Source organism: Nonomuraea sp. NPDC049486, assembly GCF_040676925.1.
In the GTDB taxonomy this organism is placed as follows: Bacteria; Actinomycetota; Actinomycetes; order Streptosporangiales; family Streptosporangiaceae; genus Nonomuraea; species Nonomuraea ferruginea.
Genome location: NZ_JBFAPV010000002.1, coordinates 127,708 through 141,004, shown reverse-complemented (window position 1 = coordinate 141,004; position 13,297 = coordinate 127,708). Strand labels below are relative to the sequence as shown.

Below are 13,297 nucleotides of genomic sequence, written 5' to 3'. Positions count from 1 at the left end.
CGTCCCGTTCACGGGGACGTCACTCCTGGCGCAGCGACAGCCCTCGGTACTCGACCCGTTCCTCTTCGAGGAGCGCCACCTGTTCGACCCCCGAGTCGAGCAGCTCACGCCAGTTCTCGCCGAGCCACGACTCGGCGTCGGCCTGGCTGGGAAAGACCTCACGGGGCAAGGGACGGTCCGTCACCTCACCGCCGTGCGCGTCCTCGTAACGCCAACGCCATGTCATGCCATTCGCTCCTTCTCCGCCGACCCGCCGGCACACCCCCCGGCGGCATTGGAACCCTACTCCGGCCGCGGCACGTGATCGATCCCGCGCGCCCGCTCCCCTCCATGATCGGCCCCCGCCGCGCGGCCTCCTCCCCCGGGTTTGTACGCTCGGCGCGATGAGGCTTCTTCTCACCGGGACCGCGGGGACGGGAGGCTGGCCGGAGCCGGGGTGCCCGTGCGCGTCCTGCGGCACAGCCGACCGGCCAGGCCGACGGCCGTTCGGCCTGGTCGTCGACGACGTGGTGGCGTTCCCGTGGGCGGCGGCGCCGCGCGGTTACGAGGTGCTCGCGGGCGGGCTGGGGCTCGCGGGGCCGGACGGTCGTCGGGTGCTGTGCGTGCCCGCCGATCGGGAGGCGCCGCTCGACGCGGCGGTCCCGTACGACGTCGTCCTGATCGACCTCCTGGACCGCCCCGAGAGGCTCGGGGCGCTGCGCCGGTCCGGCGCGGTTACCGGCCGGACCCAGGTCGTCGCCGTCGGCCTGGACCACCGCGTCCGGTCCGCGGCCGAGCTGCGCCGGCGGCTGCGCCTGTGGGGCGCCGTCACCGTGCCGGACGGGACCGTCCTCCACGCCGGCGGGCCGCCGCCGGAGGCGACCGCGCTCACCACCGGACGACCCCCGGACGGAACCGCACGCCACCCCGGACAGCCGGGCGGCGTCGAGGGGGAGGCCGTGCCCCCGGCGCGACGGGCGCTGATCCTGGGCGGGTCGCGTTCCGGCAAGTCGGCCGAGGCCGAGCTGCGGCTGGCGGCGGAGCCGTACGTCACGTATGTCGCGACCGGCCCTTCGGCGGAGGGCGACGCGGAGTGGGCGGCCCGGGTGCGCGCCCATCGGGCGCGGCGGCCCGCGCACTGGGACACCGAGGAGACCACGGACCTGGCCGGGGCGATCCGCGCGGCCACGGCCCCGCTCCTGGTCGACGGCCTGGGCACGTGGCTGGCGGCGGTCTTCGACGAGCACGGCGCGTGGGACGGCGACCGCACGCCGGTGGACGAGCGGTGCGACGAGCTGGTGAGCGCCTGGCGGCGGGCGCCAGGGCGCGTCGTGGCGGTGTCGGACGAGGTCGGCATGGGCGTGGTGCCGGCCACGGCGAGCGGCCGCGCCTTCCGTGACGCGCTCGGCCGGCTGAACGAGCGGCTGGCGGCCGAGTCGGAGGACGTCACCCTGGTCGTGGCGGGCCGGCCGCTCCCCCTCTGACGTCGGCTTCTGACGTCAGCGGACGGAGCGGGCGTACCAGCGGCCGTGCAGCCGGTCGACGTGGAGCGGGAGGCCGAAGCAGTCGGACAGGTTGGCCGGGGTGAGCACGTCGGCCACCGGACCCGCCGCCAGCACCCGACCCTCGCGCAGCAGCAGGGCGTGGGTGGTCGTCGACGGCACCTCCTCCAGGTGGTGGGTGACCGTGACGGTGGTGAGCACCGGCCGGGTCTCCGCCAGGCCCTCGACGGCGTCGATGAGGTCCTCGCGGGCCGGCAGGTCGAGCCCGGCGAACGGCTCGTCGAGGAGCAGCACCGCCGGGTCGGCCATGAGCGCCCTGGCCACCCGGATCCGGGCCTGCTCCCCTTGCGAGCACACCCGGAACCGCCGGTCGGCGAGGTCCTTGCAGCCGAGGTCGGCGAGCAGCCGCCTGGCCCGGTCGTGCTCGGCGTCGCCGTAGCGGTCCCAGAGCGGGGCGCTGGTGCCGGTGTGGCCGGTGAGGACGACGGTGTGGGCGGTCGCGCCCTCCTCCTCCATCAGGCTCTCGTCGATCAGATGCTGGCTGGAGGAGACCAGGCCGATGTGGCGGCGCAGCTCGCGCAGGTCGACGCGGCCGAGCCGGTGGCCGAGCACGGTCACGGCGCCCACGGTCGGGTGGCGCACGGCCGCCGCGAGCGACAGCAGCGTCGTCTTGCCCGCGCCGTTGGGGCCCAGGACCACCCAGTGGTCGCCGTAGGCCACGTGCCAGTCGACCGCGTCCAGCAGGGTCTTGCCGACGACCCGGACGCCTACGCCTTCGAGTTCAACCACGTGCATCCGGCAAGCCTATGGGACACCGGGTGACAGGCCGCCGCGATCGCCGCCACCCGTAGGATCGGTCCTCATGCGCTTCCCTGAGAACGTCTTCGATCTGGTCGGCGGCGAAGACGCGATCTGGTCGGACGACCACGCGGACCTGAGTGCCGAGACGCTGCGGGTGACGGGACCGCACGGCGAGTTCTTCATCAAGCAGGGCCCGGTGGCGGTGGCCGAGCACGAGCGGCTGCGGTGGCTCAAGCGGTGGGCGAGCGTGCCGGACGTGGTGGCGTTCGAGGGCGACGTGCTGGTGCTGGCCGAGGCGGGCTGGCGGAGCCTCGACCACAGGCCGCCGCCGGACGCCGGCACGATCATGGGCCGGGCGCTGCGCGAGCTGCACGAGATCCCGGTGGCGGAGTGCCCCTTCGACGAGCGGCTGGACGTCAAGCTGGCCAGGGCGGCCGGTCACGTGCGCGCCGGGCTGGTCGACCCCGCCCGCTTCCACGGCGACCACGCCGGCCTCACCCCCGAGCAGGTGTACGACAGGCTGCTGGCGGAGCGGCCGGCCGGCGAGAACCTGGTGGTCACGCACGGCGACTTCACCCCCGCCAACGTGCTCGCCTCCGACTCGGGCGAGGCGATCCTGGTCGACGTCGGCGAGCTCGGCGTGGCCGACCGCCACGTGGACCTGGCCGTCGCGCTGCGCGAGCTGGACGGGCGGGCCGCCGCCGACCTCCTGGCCGCGTACGGGCCCGCCGAGGTCGACGAGGCCAGGCTCTCCTACTACCGGCTGCTGGCAGAGCTGCTTTGAGCGCCGCCGGGCTGCGGCTCGCGCTCGGCACACTCACCGTGTTCCCGGTACGGGTGACGCGGGTGGACCGCGGGGCGGCGGGCCGGGCGATGGCGCTGGCCCCGGCCGTGGGGTTGGCGCTCGGCGCGGTCGCCGCGCTGCCGCTGCTGCTGCCCGGGCCGCCGCTGCTCGGCGCGGCGCTGGCGCTCGGGCTGCTGGCGGTGCTGACGCGAGGGCTGCACCTGGACGGGCTCGCGGATCTGGCGGACGGGCTGGGCAGCGGGAAGCCCGCCGCCCAGGCGCTCGACATCATGAAAAAGTCGGACATCGGGCCGTTCGGGGTGATGGCCGTGCTGTTCACGGTCCTCGTCCAGGCGGCCGCCCTGACGGAGGCCGGGGCCGCCGGGCTGGTCACGGCGTGCGTGGCGGGCCGCCTGACGCTCGCCTGGGCCTGCCGCCCCGCCGTGCCCGCCGCCCGCCCCGACGGGCTGGGCGCGATGGTCGCGGGCACGGTACGGACCGGCGCCGCCCTCCTGGTGACCCTCGCCGCCCTGGTCGTCACGGCGGCCTTCGCCCCGGCCGCCGGACTGGTGAGGTCGTGGACCGCGCCCGAACCTGCCGGGGCGTTCCAGAACCTGCTCCGCTACCGGGAGCAGCTGGAACCGGGGATCTGGGAGCTGTGGCCGGGGGTCCTCGGGCCGCCCGTCGCGCTGCTGGCCGGGCTGGGGCTGGCGATGCTCCTGCTCGCCCATGCCCGGCGCAGGCTCGGCGGGATCACCGGCGACGTGCTCGGCGCCCTCGTGGAGACCGCCGCCGCGGCGACCCTCGTGGTCTACGTGCTGGTCGTCTGACGCCCGGCGAGCCGATCGGCGGACGGTGCCCGTACCGGGAAGATCCTGAGCAGGACCGCGCCGAGGATCGCGAGCAGGACCCAGCCCACGAGGCCGGTCAGCCCGGCGAGCGCCAGGTTGGGCGGCTCGGCGACGTCGCCGAGGAGCAGGACGACGCCCGCGGTCGCGTTGAGCGAGCCGTGCGCCACGACGGCCGGCCACACGCTGCCCGAGCGGAGCCTCAGCCATCCGAGCACCACCCCGGCCACCACGCAGAAGCCGGTGAAGTAGAGCGCGGCCCCGGCGCCCAGGTTGGGGTAGTTGTAGCCGAGCAGGGTCAGCGGCGCATGCCACAGCCCCCAGATGGCGCCCGAGAGCATCAGACCGGCCACGACGCCGCAGGTGCCGGTGAGCCTCGGCACGAGATAGCCGCGCCAGCCCCACTCCTCCCCCAGCGAGGGGAGGGCGTTGAGCAGCGGCCCGGCCACCACGCCGATGACGAACTGGATGACGACGCCGGTGGCCAGGCCGGCGGGCACGGGCACGTTCTGCGCCTCCAGCTGCGCCCGGTAGAGGCCGAGCCCGTCGAGGTCGAGGGTGAGCAGCCCGGCCGCGACGCTGAGCGCCGCCGCGAGGGCCACCAGCGCGGGCACGCCGAGCCACGCGGCGAGCACGAGCAGCAGGGTGCGGCCCTTGCGCTCGCCGAGGGTGAGCCCGGTCTCTCGCGCCCACTCGCGGAACGGCACCCGCGACGCCCGCCACGCCGCCAGCACCCCCAGCGTGGGTGTGAACATCATCAGCATGCCGAAGACCGGCATCAGCGGGTGGCCGAGGCCGCCGCCCAGCCACAGGGGCAGCGCGACGAGCCAGGACAGGACGAAGGCGACGGCGAGGAAGACGGGGAGCGGCTTCACGCGGTCCTCCTCTCCGCGATGAGGGTGTTGATCAGGGAGGCGCCGCGCTCGGCGTCGTCGATGCTGATGCCGAGCTGACCGCCGGAGCGGTAGCGCAGGACCAGGCACTCGCCGCCGCGCAGCATGATGGTGGCCCTGCCGGGCAGGCCGCGCACGCCCCACCCGCCGACCTGGCTCGGGTGGCGATCCTCGGTGTAGGCCCGGTCGATCTTGTCGAGCCTGATGCGGCGGACGGGCCAGCCGAACGGCCCGAAGGCCAGCACCAGCCCGTCCTCGCTGACCCGCGCCGTGAGCGAGGAGGCGAACAGCCCCACCGCCAGCACGATCACCAGCGCGGGCAGCACGGCGCCGAAGCTGGACAGGCGGACGACCCCGGTCACGTCCAGCGTGCCGAGCGCGAACAGCACGGCGGCCCCGGCGGCGGTGATGAGCAGCGGCCACGGGTTGCTGATCCGGCTGACCCAGACGGCCCGCTGGCCGCTGCGCAACGTGAGCCTGGGCGGCTCCGTGTCGCCGGACAGCGGGTCTGGCTCGCCCCTGCCCAGGTAGCCGGAGAGCGCCGCGGCGGCCAGCGGCACGACGAGCACCGCGACCGCCGCCAGCGGGCTGAGCCGCGCGTCCGTCCACGCCGGGACGTCGAGGTTGGCCAGCAGCGTCATGGCGGAGATGCTGATCGCGAACACCGCGCCGCCGGCGAACAGCGCCCACCACGACATGCGCCCGGACCGGCTGTCTACGGCCCGCCGCGCGGCGGCGACCAGCCCCAGCCACAGGAAGCCCCACAGCGCCGCCTGCATGATCAGGTAGGCGGGGAAGGACACGGCGTTGTCGGGGGCCATGCCGGGGCCCCAGTGGACGGCCATCGGGTCGGGCAGCCGGTCGCGCAGCGCCAGCGGCGGCCCCACCACCGCGGCGGCGACGACCGCGCCCGCCGGCACGGCGATGGTGCGCAGGTTCATGCGAGCTCCTCGAGTATGGCGATCAGATCCTCCCGGCCGTATCCGTACCTCTGGGCCTCGTCCAGCAGCTCGCGGGCCCGCTCGCGGAGCAGGGTGCGCGCGTCGGCGCGGGCGGCGACGCTGACGCCGCGCCCGCGCCGGAACTCCAGCAGTCCTTCGTCGCGCAGCTCGCGCAGGGCGCGCAGCACGGTGTTGGGGTTGATGCCCAGCGCCGCCGCCAGGTCGCGAGCCGGGGGCAGCCGGTCTCCCTGGGCGTAGCGGCCCTCGCCGATGGCGCGGCGGATGGCCGCGGCCACCTGCTCGTGCAGGGGACGAGCGTCGTTGAGGTCCAACGTCAGCAACATGATGCTAATGACACTAGCACCATGTCTTCATGAAGGCGACTCACGATTCATGGGATGAACCCCTGTTTGTTAGTACGCAGAAACCCTCGATAGAGTCGGTTTACGTGACCACTGTGCGGCTGAACTCAGCAGATCCCGTATCGTTCGACACCGACGCGCTGATCGTCGGTTTCCGGTCCGGCCCCGAAGGTCCCCGCCCCGCGACGGGCGCCGATCCCCTCGAAGCGGCCTTCGGCGGCAAGCTGGCCGCCACGCTGTCCTCCCTGGGGTTCGCCGGCAAGCCCGGCGAGATCGCCAAGCTGCCGGCCTTCGGCTCCGTCGCCGCGCCGCTGCTGGTCGCGGTCGGCCTGGGCGAGTCGGCGGACCTCGAAGGGCTGCGCCGCGCCGCCGGCGCCGCCGTGCGCTCGCTGGCCGGCACCGCGCGCGCCGCGCTGGTCCTGCCGGCCGAATCGGCCGACGAGGCCGAGGCCGTGGCGCTGGGCGGGCTGCTGGGGGCCTACGCGTTCTCGCGCTACCGCACCGGCGAGGGCCAGAAGGACCCCGTCGCCGAGCTGACCGTGCTGTCCGGCGCGCCCGGCGAGGTCGCCGCACGCGCCGCCGTCCTGGCCGAGTCCGTCGCGCTGGTGCGCGACCTGGTCAACACCCCGCCGTCCGACCTGTGGCCGGCCAAGTTCGCCGAGATCGCCGAGCAGACCGGCGGCGAGGCGGGCCTGTCCGTCGAGGTGCTCGACGACAAGCAGCTCAAGGACGGCGGCTACGGCGGCCTCATCGGCGTCGGCCAGGGCTCGGCCAACCCGCCGCGGCTGGTCCGCCTGTCCTACACGCACCCCGAGGCCGACAAGACCCTGGCCTTCGTCGGCAAGGGCATCACGTTCGACTCCGGCGGCCTGTCGCTCAAGCCGTCCGCGTCCATGGACTGGATGAAGTCAGACATGGGCGGCGCGGGCGCGGTGTTCGGCGCGCTCGTCGGCATCGCGAGGCTCGGCCTGCGGGTCAACGCGATCGGCTACCTCTGCCTGGCGGAGAACCTCCCCAGCGGCACCGCGCAGCGCCCCTCCGACGTCATCCACAGCTACAGCGGCAAGACCGTCGAGGTGCTCGACACCGACGCCGAGGGCCGCCTGGTCCTCATGGACGGCATCGCCCGCGCCGCCGAGGACAACCCCGACGCGATCATCGACGTGGCGACGCTGACCGGCGCCCAGATCGTCGCGCTCGGCTGGCGCACCGCCGGCATCATGGGCAACGACGACGAGCTGCGCGACCTGGTCGTCGAGGCGGCCGGCGCCGCCGGCGAGGGCGCCTGGCCCATGCCGCTGCCCGAGGAGCTGCGCAAGGGCCTCGACTCCCCGATCGCCGACATCGCCAACCTCCAGCCGGAGCGCTGGGGCAGCATGCTCGCCGCCGGCATCTTCCTGAAGGAGTTCGTGCCCGACGGCGTGCGCTGGGCCCACATCGACATGGCCGGTCCCGCCTTCAACAAGGGCGAGCCGTACGGCTACGTCCCCAAGGGCGGCACCGGTGCCGTCACGCGCACGCTCATCGGACTGGCGGAGCGGCACGCGAGCACGGCGAACAAATGAAAAGATGAAGGCGACAAGACCACCCCGACAAGGAGCCTTCCTGTGGCCTACGACATCGTCGTCCTAGGTGGCGGCAGCGGCGGTTACGCCTGCGCGTTGCGGGCGGCCGAGCTGGGCATGTCCGTCGCGCTGATCGAGAAGGACAAGATCGGCGGCACCTGCCTCCACCGGGGCTGCATCCCCACCAAGGCCCTGCTGCACGTCGCCGAGGTGGCCGACGAGACCAGGGAGAGCGAGTCGTTCGGCGTGAAGGCTCGCTTCGACGGCATCGACGTCCCCGGCGTCCACGCGTTCAAGGACAAGATCGTCACCCGTGCCTGGAAGGGCGTGCAGGGGCTGCTCAAGGCCGCCGGCGTCACCCTGGTCGAGGGCGAGGGCCGGCTCGCGGGCGGGCGCCGCGTCCAGGTGGGCTCCGAGGTGTACGAGGGGAGCCACCTCGTGCTGGCGACCGGTTCGGCGCCCAGGTCGCTGCCCGGCCTGGAGATCGACGGCGAGCGCGTCATCACCAGCGACCACTCGCTCAGGATGGACCGGGTGCCGTCCTCGGTGGTGGTGCTGGGCGGCGGCGTCATCGGCGTCGAGCTGGCCAGCGTCTACCGCTCGTTCGGCGCCGAGGTGACCATCGTCGAGGCCCTCCCCCGTCTGCTGCCCGCCGAGGAGGAGTCCAGCTCCAAGCTGCTGGAGCGCGCCTTCCGGCGGCGCGGCATCAAGTACGAGCTCGGCGTGCGCTTCGACGCCGCCAAGACCACCGAGACCGGCGTGCTCGTCACGCTGGCCAGCGGCAAGACCCTCGACGCCGAGATCCTGCTCGTGGCGGTGGGCCGCGGCGCGGTCACGGAGGGTCTGGGCTTCGAGGAGGCCGGCGTGGCCGTCGAGCGCGGCACCGTCACCGTCGACGAGCACTGCCGCACCTCCGCGCCCGGCGTCTACGCCGTCGGCGACCTGATCGCGACCCCTCAGCTGGCCCACGCCGGGTTCGCCGAGGGCATCATGGTCGCCGAGCACATCGCCGGGCTCGGCCCGGCGCCCATCGACTACGCCGGGGTGCCGCGGATCACCTACTCCGACCCCGAGGTCGCCTCGGTCGGCATCACGTCCGCGCAGGCGGCGGAGCGCGGGATGGAGATCGTCGAGCAGGTCTACGACCTGGCGGGCAACCCCAAGAGCCAGATCCTCGGCACGGCGGGCGCGGTCAAGGTGCTCGCCCGCAAGGACGGGCCGGTCGTCGGCGTCCACATGGTGGGCCGCCGCATCGGCGAGCTCATCACCGAGGGGCAGCTCATCTACAACTGGGAGGCGCTGCCCGCGGAGGTCGCCCAGCTCGTCCACGCACACCCGACGCAGTCCGAAGCGGTCGGGGAGGCCATGCTGGCCCTGGCCGGCAAGCCGCTGCACGTACACAACTAGTCAAGCCCTCGAGATCAGAACGCGAGAGAAGATAACGATGCCGGTCTCCGTACAGATGCCCCAGCTCGGCGAGAGCGTCACCGAGGGCACCGTCACCCGTTGGCTGAAGAAGGAGGGCGAGCGCGTCGAGGCCGACGAGCCGCTCCTCGAAGTGTCGACGGACAAGGTCGACACCGAGATCCCGTCGCCCGCCGGCGGTGTGCTCCAGAAGATCGTCGTGGCGGAGGACGAGACGGTGGAGGTCGGCGCCGAGCTGGCCGTCATCGATGAGAGCGGCCAGGCCGGCGCCCCCGCCCCGGCCGAGGAGGCGGCCCCCGCTCCCGAGCCTGAGCCGGAGCCCGAGCCGGAGCCGCAGCCCGCGCCCGCCTCGTCGATCCCGCAGCCCGCCCCGGCCGCCCCCGCTCCGCAGCCGGCCCCGCAGCCCGCGCCCCGGCCGGCTCCGCAGCCCGCGGCCCAGCCCGCGGCGCAGGCGCCCGCGCCGCTGCCCACCTCGGGCGAGAGCCCGTACGTGACGCCGCTGGTGCGCAAGCTGGCCAACGAGCACGGCGTGGACCTCGACTCCGTCACCGGCACCGGGGTCGGCGGCCGCATCCGCAAGCAGGACGTGCTCGAGGCCGCCAAGCAGCAGCGTGAGCAGGCCCCGGCCCCCGCCGCCGCGCAGGCCCCGGCCGCCGCTCCGGCCGCCGCGCCGCAGGCCGCCGCCCCGGCGGCTCAGGCCCCGGCCGCCGCGCCCGAGCAGGTGGAGGTCGACGACACGCTGCGCGGCCGCACCGAGAAGATGACGCGGCTGCGCCAGACGATGTCCAAGCGCCTGGTGGAGTCGCTCCAGACGGCCGCCCAGCTCACCACGGTCGTGGAGGTCGACGTCACCAAGGTGGCGCAGCTGCGGGCGCGGGCCAAGGACGAGTTCTTCCGCCGCGAGGGCGTCAAGCTGTCGTTCATGCCGTTCTTCGAGATGGCCGCGATCGAGGCGCTCAAGCAGCACCCGAAGCTCAACGCGACGATCAACAACGAGACCATGGAGGTCACGTACTTCGACGTCGAGCACCTCGCCATCGCGGTCGACACCGAGCGCGGCCTGATCGCGGCGGTCATCAAGAACGCCGGCGACCTCAACCTCGCCGGGCTCGCCCGCAAGACGGCCGACCTGGCCGAGCGGACCCGCGCCAACAAGGTGACCCCCGACGAGATCACCGGCGGCACGTTCACGCTGACCAACACCGGCAGCCGCGGCGCCCTGTTCGACACGCCGATCCTGAACCAGCCGCAGGTCGGCATGCTCGGCACCGGCGCCGTGGTCAAGCGGCCCGTCGTGGTCGACACGCCCGAGGGCGAGGTCATCGCGGTCCGGTCGATGGTCTACCTGGCGCTCACCTACGACCACCGCCTGGTCGACGGCGCCGACGCCGCCCGCTTCCTGACGACGATCAAGCGCCGCCTGGAGGAGGGCCGCTTCGAGGCCCAGCTCGGCCTCGCCTGACGAGGATCTGAAGGGGCCGGGCGCGCACCGTCGCGCCCGGCCCCTTCGCGCGTTCCCGAACGAACTTCGGGCACCCGGCACCAACCGCAGGACAAAGCTCCGACGGCAGGGGCCCCGGGACCGCTTCGGCGCGGCTGCCGGACGCTCTCGGACCGTCGATCCGTGAGCACGGCGAGCACGGTCACGGGTCAGTGAGTGCGGCGGGCGCGGTTATGGGGTCGTCGGGAATCGCGCGGGAGGTGACGGCCGGCGGGAAGGCGGCGTCGTAGGGTGGTCGTATGGCGATCATCGTGACGGGGGCATCGGGGTTGCTGGGCGTGCCGCTGGTCGCCGCGCTGCGGGGCGCGGGCGAGCGGGTGGTCACTCTGGTGCGACGCGAGCCCAGGAGCGGCGACGAGGCCCTTTGGCGGCCCGCTGAGGGGGTGCTGGACCCGGCCGTCCTGGACGGCGCGAGCGCGGTGGTGCACCTGGCCGGGGCGCCGATCGCCGAGCGGCGCTGGACCGCCGCGTACAAGCGGGAGCTGGTGCGCAGCCGTGTCGACAGCACGAGGCTGCTGGTGCGGGCGATGAGAGAGGCGCGGCGGCCTCCGGGCGTGCTGGTCTCGGCGTCGGGGGTCGACTTCTACGGCGACACCGGCGACCGGGTGGTCGACGAGGGCGCGCCTGGCGGCAGCGGGTTCCTGCCGGAGCTGTGCGAGCGGTGGGAGGCGGAGGCGGCCGCCGCCGAGGAGTTCGGGGTGCGGGTGGCGCGGCTGCGGACCGGGCTGGCGCTGAGCGGGCGCGGCGGCGCGCTCGTCAGGATGCTGCCCGTCTTCAAGGCCGGTCTCGGCGCGCCGCTCGGCTCGGGCAAGCAGTACTGGTCGTGGATCAGCGAGCCCGACTGGGTGGGCGCGGTGCGTCACATCCTGGCGACGCCCGAGGTGGCGGGCCCGGTCAACATGGGCTCCCCCACGCCCGTCACCAACGCCGTCTTCACCCGGACGCTCGGCCAGGTCCTGCGCAGGCCGACGATGCCGATGCCGGTGCCGGGGTTCGCGCTGTCGCTGGGGCTCGGCGAGTTCGCCAAGGCGGGGCTGCTGCCGAGCCATCGCCTGCGGCCGGGGAAACTGCTGGACAGCGGGTACGAGTTCACCCATAGCGACCTCGCCGACGCGCTCCGCGCCGTACTGTAGTGAGCTGTTCCACCTTCGCTCCGGGAGACTCCGTATGACCAGGTCAGGCCAGTCGCACATCCTCGCGATCGGGGGCGGCTCGTTCCGCCCGACCGGCCGCTACGGTTTCATGGAGGCGAGCCCGCTGCTGCGCTACGGCCTCGACCTGACCGGTCAGGACCGTCCCAAGCTGGGCCTGCTCGCCACCGCGACCGGCGACGACGCCGCCTGGCTGCTGAAGATGTACGGCGCGTTCACCGGATGGGACGTCGAGGTCAGCCACCTGACCGTGTTCCCGATGCCGAACGTCGAGGACCCGGCCGCCTGGATGCTCGAACAGGACATGATCTACGTCAGCGGCGGCAGCGTGGCCAACCTGATGGCGCTGTGGCGGCTGCACGGGCTCGACGAGGCGTTCGCGGAGGCGTGGCGGGCCGGGGTGGTGCTGTCGGGGCAGAGCGCGGGCGCGCTGTGCTGGCACGTCGGCGGCAACACCGACTCCTTCGGCCCCGAGCTGCGGGCGTGGTCCGACGGGCTGGCCCTGCTGCCCTACTCGTGCGGCGTCCACTACGACTCCGAGCCGCAGCGGCGGCCGCTGCTGCACGAGTCGGTGGCGAGCGGCGAGCTGCCCGACGGCTACGCCGCCGACGAGGGCGTGGCGCTCCACTACGCCGGCACCGAGTTCATCCAGGCGGTCAGCTGCCGGCCCGAGGGTCACGCGTACCGCGTCGAGCATGACGGCGCCGGCGGGGTGAAGGAGTTCAGGATCGAACCTCGGCTGCTGACATCCTGAATTACCCTACAAGGGTGAGGGAACGGCACAATGGACCCATGCGCCCCATCAACGGGGTCGATCCCCACAGCCTCGCCATCGTCCGTCTAGGCGTCGACGTCCCCTACGAGCAGGCCTGGTCGCTGCAGCGCTGGGTGCACGGCAAGCGGGCCGCCGGAGAGCTCGGCGACACGCTGCTGATCCTTGAGCACGCGCCGGTCTACACCGCCGGCAAGCGGGCCGCCGCGCACGAGCGTCCGGCCGACGGCACGCCGGTCATCGACGTCGACCGGGGCGGCCGGGTGACCTGGCACGGCCCCGGCCAGCTCGTCGCCTATCCGATCGTCGCGGTCTCGGACGTCGTCGACTACGTGTGCCGGCTGGAGGAGACGATGATCCAGGTGTGCGCCGACTTCGGCGTCACCGCCAGGCGGGTCAAGGGGCGTCCCGGGGTGTGGGCCGCCGGGGACGCCAGCCTGGGCCTGCCCGACCGGCAGCTCGGCGCGGTGGGCATCCGGGTCTCGCGCGGGGTGTCGATGCACGGGTTCGCGCTCAACTGCGCGAACGACCCGCGGTGGTTCAACCGGATCGTGCCGTGCGGCCTGCCCGACGTGGGCGTCTCGACGCTGTCGGCGGAGACGGGCCGGCGCATCGTGGCCGAGGAGGTCATGCCGATCGCGGAGAAGCGCCTGGCGGAGGCCCTCGGCCGCGAGCCGTACGACCTCCACGAGGAGGATCTCCTGCGCCGCTGACCTCCCCTGGTCTGACCCCGCGGATCAACCCTCGGGCCCTTACCCGGCCGGGGCGGCGGT

General features: G+C 73.9%; 14 protein-coding genes. 9 read left to right on the top strand and 5 right to left on the bottom strand.

The features are described 5' to 3' along the window. Positions 1-19 precede the first annotated feature (19 nt). Positions 20-226 carry a hypothetical protein gene (locus AB0K05_RS05560; protein ID WP_148032828.1) on the bottom strand — a complete coding sequence of 69 codons (207 nt, stop codon included), beginning with the start codon at positions 224-226 and terminating at the stop codon, positions 20-22. Positions 227-383: 157 nt separating this feature from the next. Here AB0K05_RS05560 and AB0K05_RS05555 point away from each other — a divergent pair, with 157 nt between their 5' ends. Further along, a complete protein-coding gene (locus AB0K05_RS05555; RefSeq protein WP_271279993.1) occupies positions 384-1,463 on the top strand; it encodes a bifunctional adenosylcobinamide kinase/adenosylcobinamide-phosphate guanylyltransferase in 1,080 nt (359 codons plus the stop codon). A 15-nt stretch (positions 1,464-1,478) separates the two neighbouring features. Here the strand turns inward: AB0K05_RS05555 and AB0K05_RS05550 are convergent, their stop codons facing one another. Further along, entirely contained in the window at positions 1,479-2,276 is a 798-nt protein-coding gene (locus tag AB0K05_RS05550; protein WP_148032830.1) for an ATP-binding cassette domain-containing protein, read from the bottom strand. 67 nt (positions 2,277-2,343) lie between these two features. On the opposite strand from AB0K05_RS05550, the gene AB0K05_RS05545 reads away from it, so the two are divergent. After that, positions 2,344-3,066 carry an aminoglycoside 3'-phosphotransferase gene (locus AB0K05_RS05545; protein ID WP_364226946.1) on the top strand — a complete coding sequence of 241 codons (723 nt, stop codon included), beginning with the start codon at positions 2,344-2,346 and terminating at the stop codon, positions 3,064-3,066. Continuing rightward, a complete protein-coding gene (locus AB0K05_RS05540) occupies positions 3,063-3,896 on the top strand; it encodes an adenosylcobinamide-GDP ribazoletransferase (protein ID WP_271279992.1) in 834 nt (277 codons plus the stop codon). The genes AB0K05_RS05545 and AB0K05_RS05540 overlap by 4 nt, the downstream gene beginning before the upstream one ends. On the opposite strand, the gene AB0K05_RS05535 is transcribed toward AB0K05_RS05540, so the two are convergent. The 3 genes from AB0K05_RS05535 to AB0K05_RS05525 are packed head-to-tail and all read right to left on the bottom strand — an operon-like array spanning position 3,878 to position 6,092. Then, positions 3,878-4,789 carry a CPBP family intramembrane glutamic endopeptidase gene (locus tag AB0K05_RS05535; RefSeq protein ID WP_271279991.1) on the bottom strand — a complete coding sequence of 304 codons (912 nt, stop codon included), beginning with the start codon at positions 4,787-4,789 and terminating at the stop codon, positions 3,878-3,880. The two genes, AB0K05_RS05540 and AB0K05_RS05535, sit on opposite strands and share 19 nt — an antisense overlap. After that, positions 4,786-5,748 carry a hypothetical protein gene (locus AB0K05_RS05530; RefSeq protein WP_271279990.1) on the bottom strand — a complete coding sequence of 321 codons (963 nt, stop codon included), beginning with the start codon at positions 5,746-5,748 and terminating at the stop codon, positions 4,786-4,788. Before AB0K05_RS05530 ends, AB0K05_RS05535 begins: the two co-directional genes overlap by 4 nt. Continuing rightward, positions 5,745-6,092: a GntR family transcriptional regulator gene (locus tag AB0K05_RS05525; protein WP_187281263.1), complete on the bottom strand. Its 348-nt coding sequence runs from the start codon at positions 6,090-6,092 to the stop codon at positions 5,745-5,747. The genes AB0K05_RS05530 and AB0K05_RS05525 overlap by 4 nt, the downstream gene beginning before the upstream one ends. A 104-nt stretch (positions 6,093-6,196) precedes the next feature. On the opposite strand from AB0K05_RS05525, the gene AB0K05_RS05520 reads away from it, so the two are divergent. The 6 genes from AB0K05_RS05520 (at position 6,197) to lipB (ending at position 13,237) form a co-directional block, all read left to right on the top strand. After that, positions 6,197-7,675 (top strand): leucyl aminopeptidase, encoded by a 1,479-nt coding sequence (locus AB0K05_RS05520; RefSeq protein WP_261808688.1) that lies wholly within the window; start codon positions 6,197-6,199, stop codon positions 7,673-7,675. 42 nt (positions 7,676-7,717) lie between these two features. Further along, positions 7,718-9,082: a dihydrolipoyl dehydrogenase gene (gene lpdA, locus AB0K05_RS05515; RefSeq protein WP_219544687.1), complete on the top strand. Its 1,365-nt coding sequence runs from the start codon at positions 7,718-7,720 to the stop codon at positions 9,080-9,082. Between the two features lie 37 nt (positions 9,083-9,119). Beyond that, positions 9,120-10,562: a 2-oxoglutarate dehydrogenase, E2 component, dihydrolipoamide succinyltransferase gene (gene sucB / locus AB0K05_RS05510; RefSeq protein ID WP_364226939.1), complete on the top strand. Its 1,443-nt coding sequence runs from the start codon at positions 9,120-9,122 to the stop codon at positions 10,560-10,562. Between the two features lie 278 nt (positions 10,563-10,840). Further along, a complete protein-coding gene (locus AB0K05_RS05505; protein WP_271278488.1) occupies positions 10,841-11,734 on the top strand; it encodes a TIGR01777 family oxidoreductase in 894 nt (297 codons plus the stop codon). Between the two features lie 34 nt (positions 11,735-11,768). Beyond that, complete coding sequence (locus tag AB0K05_RS05500; RefSeq protein ID WP_148032838.1) at positions 11,769-12,506, top strand: peptidase E; 738 nt, start codon at positions 11,769-11,771, stop codon at positions 12,504-12,506. A gap of 38 nt (positions 12,507-12,544) precedes the next feature. After that, a complete protein-coding gene (gene lipB, locus AB0K05_RS05495) occupies positions 12,545-13,237 on the top strand; it encodes a lipoyl(octanoyl) transferase LipB (RefSeq protein WP_271278489.1) in 693 nt (230 codons plus the stop codon). The last annotated feature ends 60 nt before the right edge of the window (positions 13,238-13,297 follow it).

Bases quoted from the DNA above. Each gene is read 5' to 3' on its own strand.
- AB0K05_RS05560 (WP_148032828.1), bottom strand. From the start codon at position 226: ATGACATGGCGTTGGCGTTACGAGGACGCGCACGGCGGTGAGGTGACG.
- AB0K05_RS05555 (WP_271279993.1), top strand. From the start codon at position 384: ATGAGGCTTCTTCTCACCGGGACCGCGGGGACGGGAGGCTGGCCGGAG.
- AB0K05_RS05550 (WP_148032830.1), bottom strand. From the start codon at position 2,276: ATGCACGTGGTTGAACTCGAAGGCGTAGGCGTCCGGGTCGTCGGCAAG.
- AB0K05_RS05545 (WP_364226946.1), top strand. From the start codon at position 2,344: ATGCGCTTCCCTGAGAACGTCTTCGATCTGGTCGGCGGCGAAGACGCG.
- AB0K05_RS05530 (WP_271279990.1), bottom strand. From the start codon at position 5,748: ATGAACCTGCGCACCATCGCCGTGCCGGCGGGCGCGGTCGTCGCCGCC.
- AB0K05_RS05525 (WP_187281263.1), bottom strand. From the start codon at position 6,092: ATGTTGCTGACGTTGGACCTCAACGACGCTCGTCCCCTGCACGAGCAG.
- sucB (WP_364226939.1), top strand. From the start codon at position 9,120: ATGCCGGTCTCCGTACAGATGCCCCAGCTCGGCGAGAGCGTCACCGAG.
- AB0K05_RS05505 (WP_271278488.1), top strand. From the start codon at position 10,841: ATGGCGATCATCGTGACGGGGGCATCGGGGTTGCTGGGCGTGCCGCTG.
- AB0K05_RS05500 (WP_148032838.1), top strand. From the start codon at position 11,769: ATGACCAGGTCAGGCCAGTCGCACATCCTCGCGATCGGGGGCGGCTCG.
- lipB (WP_271278489.1), top strand. From the start codon at position 12,545: ATGCGCCCCATCAACGGGGTCGATCCCCACAGCCTCGCCATCGTCCGT.